We start from the raw sequence: 7,982 nt of genomic DNA on the forward strand, positions 1-7,982 counted from the left end.
CGACCGCGTTTGTTCAGGATGAATGCGGTCAACTGTGGGAGCGGGCTTGCTCGCGAAGGCGCCCTGACAGGCGCTACAATCCACACCATTCACCCATAATCCCGTGCAACGCAGGCACCGCCGTTGATCGGAAAACCCCATCGAACTGTCATTTCTGTCAGTAGGCACCGAGTGCTTTATACGGCCTGATATTCCTCCGAGCAGTTCAACTCTGTCAGAGGACATCTGTCATGACTTCAGCTCCCATCCGTTCCGGCTTCGTCGAGTTCGAGTCGCTCCCGGCGCCGAATATGTATTTTGCCGCGTCCCAAGCCACTCACCTTGTTGACAGCGTGCTTTATCCGGCAATGCTCCAGATGAGTCGCAACGGTCTGGTAGTAGGTTTCGAGAACATTGCCGGCGTGGAGGATGGCGCGCCGATGCAGGTGTGCTTGAGCAGCGAGAAGGGCACCACCGTCATAGAGCATCCCTACGAAGCGGCCGAAGCCTACCAAGGGGTTCGGGTAACCGATGAGCAAATTCTGCTTCATCAAGGCCAGCGGGTGACGATGACCTATACCGCGCCTGTTGGTGGCGTGGACACGCCTTCCTTGCCCGGCGAAATCACCGTTACCGAAGATACGCTCGACCTGGAAAAGCTTGGATACGCAGTGGCCGACGACGAAATCAACGGCGTGATCAAGCTTCATCTGATCGAAGCTCAAGGCGGCGCACGTTTTTCCATTCCTCCAATAAACGGACTTTTTCGCGGATCTTACGTGAGCATATTTCTCAGGTATGGAGCGTCGACAATGTATGTTGGCCGGGTTATCTCGACCATACCGGAGCAAAAAATCGTAATCCAAATGCCCTTTCATCGATTTGCAGGGCTCTTGGGGCAGACGGTTTCATTTGGCTACTCAATCCAAATGCTGCGAGATGTCTTCTACAACCGTACAAGTCTCAACACCTTCACCGTTGAACTTTAACCCACTCATTTTCAGGGGGCCGGGCTCAACCATTGCGCCCGGTCCCCTGCGCCAACTCCCACCCCCCACCCAACGCCTTGTACAACGCAATACTCGCCTGCAACCGCGCCAACCTCAGTTGCACATTCAGATCCTGCGCCGCATACAACGTGCGCTGCGTCTCCAGTACCGTCAGCAAATCCTCGGCCCCCGCCTGATAACGGCTCTGAGCAATATCAAACGCCGTCTGCGCCTGACTCAATTCCTCGGCCTGCCATTGCCGCTGCTGGTCCAGCCCGCGAATGCTGTTCAGCGCTTTTTCCACATCGGCAAAGCCGTTGATGATGCTCGCGCGATAGTCCTCCAGCAGCTCCTGCTGCCGGGCCGCGGCCTTGTCGCGCTCAGCGCCGAGGCGGCCGTTGTTGAACACCGGCGCCAGCAGCCCGGCGGTGAGGTTGTAGAAGGGGCTGCGCAGGATGTCGCCGGCTCGGTCGGCGCCGGAGCCGATCTCCGCGGTGAGGGTCACGGTGGGCAGCATGGCGGCGCGGGCGACGGTGACGTCGGCCTGAGCGGCGGCCAGTTCCGCTTCGGCCTTGGCGATGTCCGGGCGACGGCTGAGCAACTGGCTGGGCACCCCCGCATCGATGGCCGGCCAGGTCAGTTGATCGAAACCTTCCCGGCCCAATTCCAGCGCCTGCACCGGGCGGCCGAGCAGGGCGGCGAGGCTGATCTGCGCCTCCTGCGCCTGTTGCTGCACCAGCGGCAATTGCCGTTGCTGCGCCGCCACCAGACTCTTCTGTTGCGCCAGCTCCAGGGCCGTCGCCGAGCCTGAATCGAAGCGCGTCTGCACCAGCCGCAACACACTGCGGGCATTGGCCAGATTCAACTCGGCAATCCGGCTCTGCTCCTGCAACGACAACGTCTGCGCGTACCCATTGGCCACGCCACTGAGCAGCGTCAACTCCACCGTCGCCTGATCGAATTCACTGGCCTGCAACGCAAACTGCGCACTGTCCCGCGAAGCCTGCTTGCCACCCCAGAAATCGATCTCGTAACTGGCGCTCAGATTGGCATCGAAATAATCCACAGCCTTGTTGCTGCTGTCGGCATCCAGCTGGCTGTAGCCGTTGCCGCGCAGCAGTTTTTGCCGGTTGGCGTTCGCCGCGAACTTGACCTCCGGCAGCTGCGAACCGCCGGCGACCACCGTCTCCGCCTGGGCCTGTCGCACCCGGGCGATGGCGGCGGCCAGGTCATAACTGCCGACCCGCGCCTGTTCCACCAGACGCTCCAGTTGCGGACTGCCGAAGCGATTCCACCATTGCGCGTTGCTGCGCGCGGCCGCCTGATCATGGGGCGATTGCCAGGATGAAGGCGGGGCAATGCCGCTGTCTGGACGCGGAGCGGGGCTGCCGCAGCCGGCGAGAATCAAACACAGGGTCAACAGACTGAGGGACGGCTTCATCGAAAAATCATTCACTGGTAAGGGCCGTGACCGGATCGAGTCGGGCAGCCTTGCGGGCCGGCATGAAGCCGAAGACGACACCGGTGACCAGCGCGCAGCCGAAGGCGCCCAGCACCGCTATCGGGGAAAACGCGACGGCGACTTCGCTGAGGATCAACACGCCGCCGACGATCAACGCCAGGGCGATGCCGGTCAGCCCGCCGACCACCGAAAGCATCACCGCCTCGGTGAGGAACTGGCGCAGGATGTCGCGCTGACGGGCTCCGGTGGCCATGCGAATGCCGATCTCGCGGGTCCGCTCGCGCACGGTCATGAGCATGATGTTCATCACCCCGATGCCGCCCACCAGCAGGGAAATCGCCGCGATCGAACCGAGCATCAGTGACAGGGTGTTCTGCGTGCGCGCTTCGGCCTGGATCATCGCCGCGTTGTTGGTCAGCTCGAAATCCTTCTTGCCGTTGTGCAGGCGCAGCATCAGCTGTTCGATGGCCTGCTCGGTCTCCTTGACCTTGCGCGCATCGGCGGCGGCAATCGCGATGTACTCGGGATTGTGGGTGCCGAACAGGCGCACGCTGGCGGCGGAGTAGGGGATGGCGATGCGGTCGTCGCTGTCGGAGTCGCCGGAGCTGGCGCCTTTTTCCGCCAGCACGCCGACCACCTGGAACGGCACGTTCTCGATCAGGATGTACTGGCCGATGGGGTTGGCCACGTCCTTGAGCAACTTGGTGCGCACCTTGTGGCCGATCACCGCCACCGCCGCGGCGTTGCGTTCGTCGGCCTCGGTGAAGTAACTGCCTTCGACCACCGGCCAGTTGAAGATCGCCGGGAAGTTGGTGTCGTTGCCGCCGACGTAGCTCAGGTGGTCGAGGTTGCCGAAACGCACCCCGGCTTCCTGGCCGTTGACCGGCATGATCCGCGTTACCTGCGGCAGGCTGCCCACCGCGCGGACTTCGTCCAGGGTGATGATGCCCTGCGGCGTTCTCGGATTGGGCGCCCAGCCGCTCAGATAGATGATGTTCGAGCCGAAGGCGCCCATCTGCGCCATGACCTGGCGCTTGCTGCCTTCGCCCACGGCGAGCATCACCACCACCGACGCCACGCCGATGATGATCCCGAGCAGGGTCAGGGCGGTGCGGAACTTGTTGATCCACATCACCCGCCAGGCCGCTTGCACCGCATCGACCAGCTCGCCTTTCCAGGCACCGTTGGCCTGGGCGCCTTCGTTCAGGCGCTGGCGCAAATCCACCGCCTGCAAGGCGCCGGCACTGGCCGAGTGCTGCACCTCGGGGTTGTCCAGGGCGCTGTCGCTGATGATCAGGCCGTCGCGGATTTCGATGATGCGCTTGGCCCGCGCCGCCACTTCGCGGTCGTGGGTGATCAGGATCACCACGTGGCCCTGGCTCGCCAGTTCGTCGAGCAGCGCCATGACCTCCTTGCCGCTGTGGCTGTCGAGGGCGCCGGTGGGTTCATCGGCGAGGATGATGTGGCCGCCGTTCATCAAGGCGCGGGCGATGGACACCCGCTGCTGCTGGCCGCCGGAGAGCTGATGCGGACGGTTGCCGGTGCGCGTCGCAAGCCCCAGGCGTTCGAGCAGGGCGGCGGCGCGGGCGTGGCGTTCGGCAGCCGGGGTGCCTGCGTAGATCGCCGGCATCTCGACGTTTTCCTGGGCCGAGCCGGACGGGATCAGGTGATAGCCCTGGAACACGAACCCGAAGGCTTCACGACGCAGCCAGGCCAGTTCGTCGCTGTCCAGCGCGGCGACGTTTTCCCCGGCGAAGCGGTACTCGCCCGAGGTCGGGCGGTCGAGGCAGCCGAGGATGTTCATCAACGTCGATTTGCCGGAACCGGAGGCGCCGACGATCGCCACGAATTCGCCGGCATGGATCGACAGGTCGATGCCGCGCAACACATGCACTTCAGGCGCGTCGCCACCGCCGTAGGCCTTGCGGATGTCCTGCAGTTCGATCAAAGGCGTCTGCATTCAACCGCCACTCCCGTCGGCCGGGCCGATCAGCAGGTGATCGCCTTCCTGCAGGCCGTCGAGGATCTGTACCCGCAGCCGGTCGCTGATGCCGGTGCGCACCGTGCGTTGCTCGATGTTGCCGTTCTGCGCCACCACCTGGGCCGTCTGTTGATCGGCCTGGCTGCCGGCTTGCAGCGCGGCGATGGGGGCGGTCAGTACGTTCTGCGCCTGGTCGGCGACGAAAAAGACCTGGGTGGTCATCTCGGCCATCAGTGCGTTGTCGGCGTTGTCCACATCCAGCAGTACGGTGTACAGCACCACCCGGGCGCTGCCGCTTTTGCTGGAGCTGGCGGGGCTGCCGCCGCCCTGGCTGGTCTGGTCCAGCGGTTTGGGCGGCACCGGCAGGATCTGCCGCACTGTGCTTTTCCAGCGCCGGGTGCCGCCGCTCAAGGTGGTGAACCAGGCGTTCATGCCGGGTTTGACGTGGCCGATGTCGGCTTCGGAAACCTCGGCCCACACGGTCATCGGCGACAGGTTGGCGATGCGCAGGATCAGCGGGGTCTGCTGCTGGGCGTTAAGGGTCTGGCCTTCGCGGGCGTCGAGGGCGACCACGGTGCCGGACATCGGCGCGTAGATCCGCGTGTAACCCAGTTCGGCCTGATCGCTGCGCAGGCTGGCCTGGGCCTGGCGGATCTGCGCCTGGAACATGTCGATCCGCGCCTGGGTCGCGCGCAATTCGGCCTGGGCGGTCTGCACGTCTTCTTCGCGGGTGGCGCCGCCGGCCTTGAGATTCTGCTGGCGCTGGAATTTCTGCCGCGCCAGCTCGTGCTGCGCGCGCTGTTCTTCTAGCTGGGCCTTGAGGTTCTCGATGGAAAAACGCCCGGCGTCGAGCTTGGCCTGCTGCGTGGACGGATCGATTTCCACCAGCAGCTGGCCTTCCTTGACCCGGTCGCCGACTTCCACATGAATCTTGTGGATCTGCCCCGACGCCTGAGCGCCGACGTCGACATAGCGCCGCGGTTGCAGGGTGCCGAGGGCGGTGACGCTGCTTTCGATATCGCCACGGCTGACCTGCACGGTGGCAAAACTGTCGCGCCCCGGCGGGAGGATCTGCCAGGCGGCGACGGCGACAACGGGGATCAGGCTGAGTGCGACAAGCAGGGCGCGTCGGGTCTGACGGGGACGTTTCATGCAGGGTTCCGGCGAAGGGGTGGCCCGTCGTTCGGGACGGGGAGCTGTCCACTAAACGAGGCAAGTGGCGGTGAATTTAAGTGACGAAATATCGCGTAACACCTACCCCTGTAGGAGCGAGCATGCTCGCGATGGAGGCCCGGACACCGCGGGCCATCAGACTGCCAGCGTCATCGTTGACGACCATCGCGAGCGTGCTCGCTCCTACAGTCAATCGACTATTTGTCGGCCAATACAAAGCAACGCTTTAAATCTATATGAGAATTACTATAAATTACGCACTTCAAATTGCCACTATCGCGCCATTGCCTGTTTTCGGGTCGATCGCTCGGCTCAAGGACACAAACCGCACCCGTGCGGACGGGAGTCATGTTGGAAAACTACTATCGGGAGCTGGTGTGTTTCCTGAACGCCAAGCTAGGTAGCCGCGAGGTCGCCGAAGATGTGGTGCATGACGCTTATCTGCGCGTGCTGGAACGCTCCAGCGACACGCCGATCGAGCAGCCCCGGGCATTCCTCTATCGCACCGCGCTGAATCTGGTGATCGACGATCACCGGCGCAACGCCCTGCGTCAGGCCGAGTCGCTGGACGTGCTCGACACCGAAGAGCGTTATTTCAGTCCCTCTCCTTTAAGCAATCTCGACCACGGCCAGCGCCTGGACATGCTCCAGCGCGCCCTGGCGGAACTGCCGGCGCTGTGCCGCGAGAGTTTCATGCTGCGCAAACTCGACGGCCTGTCGCATCCGGAAATCGCCGAACGCCTGGGGATTTCCAAGGCGCTGGTGGAGAAGCACATCGTCAATGCGATGAAGCATTGCCGGGTGCGGATACGCCAATGGGATAACCATTGATTCGCGCTGAAGCGTCGAAACGTTAAATTTTATTTCACTGTCCTCGTTCCCTTCATCAACGACTTGCTGTCCTGCTCAAAGGCCGGTCAGGTCACTTCGGCTTATCCCCACCGTCGGGGTTCATCCAGAGGACACTGGAAATGACACAGGCAATTGCATCGCCCCTCGTTCACGACCTGATCGGCGTCGGTTTCGGCCCTTCGAACCTGGCACTGGCCATCGCGCTGCAGGAACGCGCCTCGACCCTCGGCGAGCTGGATGTGCTGTTTCTCGACAAGCAGGCCCAGTACAGCTGGCACGGCAACACCCTGTCGACCCAGAGCGAGTTGCAGATTTCCTTCCTCAAGGACCTGGTGACCCTGCGCAACCCGACCAGCCCTTACTCCTTCGTCAACTACCTCAAGGCCCACGGCCGCCTGGTGGACTTCATCAACCTGGGCACCTTCTACCCGTGCCGCATGGAGTACAACGACTACCTGCGCTGGGTCGCCGCGCAGTTCGAGGGCCAGAGCCGTTACGGCGAGGAAGTGCTGACCATCGAACCGGTGCTGCACAAGGAGCAGGTCGAGGCGCTGCGGGTGATTTCCCGGGATTCGACCGGGCATCAGCATGTGCGCACCACCCGTTCGGTGGTGGTCAGCACCGGCGGCACCCCGCGTATTCCCGAGGCGTTCAAGGCGCTCAAGGGTGATGCCCGGGTGTTCCACCACTCGCAGTACCTGGCGCAGATGGCCAAGCAGCCTTGCGTGAACAACCAGCCGATGAGCATCGCGATCGTCGGCGGCGGTCAAAGTGCTGCCGAAGCCTTCATCGATCTGAACGACAGCTTCCCGTCGGTGCAGGTCGACATGATCCTGCGCGGCTCGGCATTGAAGCCCGCGGACGACAGCCCGTTCGTCAACGAAGTGTTCTCGCCGGAGTTCACCGACCTGATCTTCAACCAGGAAAGCAGCGAGCGCGAGCGGCTGGTCAATGAGTACCACAACACCAACTACTCGGTGGTGGACCTGGACCTGATCGAGCGCATCTACGGCATCTTCTACCGTCAGAAAGTCTCGGGCATCGACCGCCATGTGTTCCGCACCCTGACCACCATCGAGAAAGCCACCGCCAACGAGCGCGGCATCGAACTGGCGGTGCGCAACACGGCGACCGGTGAAATCACGGTTCATCACTACGACGCGGTGGTCCTGGCCACCGGTTACGAACGCCAGATGCACCGCAAACTGCTGGCGCCGCTGGAGCAGTACCTGGGGGATTTCGAGGTTGACCGCAACTACAAGCTGATCACCGACGAGCGCTGCAAGGCCGGCATCTATATGCAGGGCTTCTGCCAGGCCAGTCATGGCTTGAGCGACACTTTGCTGTCGATCCTGCCGATTCGCGCGGATGAGATTGCCGGGTCTTTGTATGACCATGGCAAGAAGCGTGGGCACAGTCGGTCGGTGGTGGATTTGTTGTTGGCGACTGCGAGCTGATCTTTTCGGTGTCTGACAGGCCTCATCGCGGGCAAGCCCGCTCCCACAGGGATCTTCGGTGGACACAAATTGTGTGGCAGAAGATAAAA

The 7,982-nt window shown here is 62.8% G+C and carries 6 protein-coding genes; 3 read left to right on the forward strand and 3 right to left on the reverse strand.

The window, feature by feature from the left end:
- The first annotated feature begins 230 nt into the window (after positions 1-230).
- Entirely contained in the window at positions 231-968 is a 738-nt protein-coding gene (locus tag ACW9JE_RS26265) for a hypothetical protein (RefSeq protein WP_457434392.1), read from the forward strand.
- Between the two features lie 25 nt (positions 969-993).
- On the opposite strand, the gene ACW9JE_RS26270 is transcribed toward ACW9JE_RS26265, so the two are convergent.
- From ACW9JE_RS26270 to ACW9JE_RS26280, 3 genes are read right to left on the reverse strand one after another with little or no spacing between them, the layout of a single operon-like run.
- Positions 994-2,409 carry an efflux transporter outer membrane subunit gene (locus ACW9JE_RS26270; protein WP_457434393.1) on the reverse strand — a complete coding sequence of 472 codons (1,416 nt, stop codon included), beginning with the start codon at positions 2,407-2,409 and terminating at the stop codon, positions 994-996.
- 7 nt (positions 2,410-2,416) lie between these two features.
- Positions 2,417-4,390 carry a MacB family efflux pump subunit gene (locus tag ACW9JE_RS26275; protein WP_457434394.1) on the reverse strand — a complete coding sequence of 658 codons (1,974 nt, stop codon included), beginning with the start codon at positions 4,388-4,390 and terminating at the stop codon, positions 2,417-2,419.
- The gene (locus ACW9JE_RS26280) at positions 4,391-5,563 is read right to left on the reverse strand and encodes an efflux RND transporter periplasmic adaptor subunit (RefSeq protein WP_224538230.1); all 1,173 of its coding nucleotides are present in this window, start codon (positions 5,561-5,563) and stop codon (positions 4,391-4,393) included.
- Between the two features lie 369 nt (positions 5,564-5,932).
- On the opposite strand from ACW9JE_RS26280, the gene ACW9JE_RS26285 reads away from it, so the two are divergent.
- Positions 5,933-6,415, forward strand: a complete 483-nt coding sequence (locus tag ACW9JE_RS26285) for a sigma-70 family RNA polymerase sigma factor (RefSeq protein ID WP_457434395.1) — start codon at positions 5,933-5,935, stop codon at positions 6,413-6,415.
- Positions 6,416-6,555: 140 nt separating this feature from the next.
- Positions 6,556-7,893, forward strand: a complete 1,338-nt coding sequence (locus ACW9JE_RS26290; protein ID WP_457434396.1) for a lysine N(6)-hydroxylase/L-ornithine N(5)-oxygenase family protein — start codon at positions 6,556-6,558, stop codon at positions 7,891-7,893.
- The last annotated feature ends 89 nt before the right edge of the window (positions 7,894-7,982 follow it).

The sequence above is a fragment of the Pseudomonas sp. SDO55104_S430 genome (assembly GCF_054070595.1).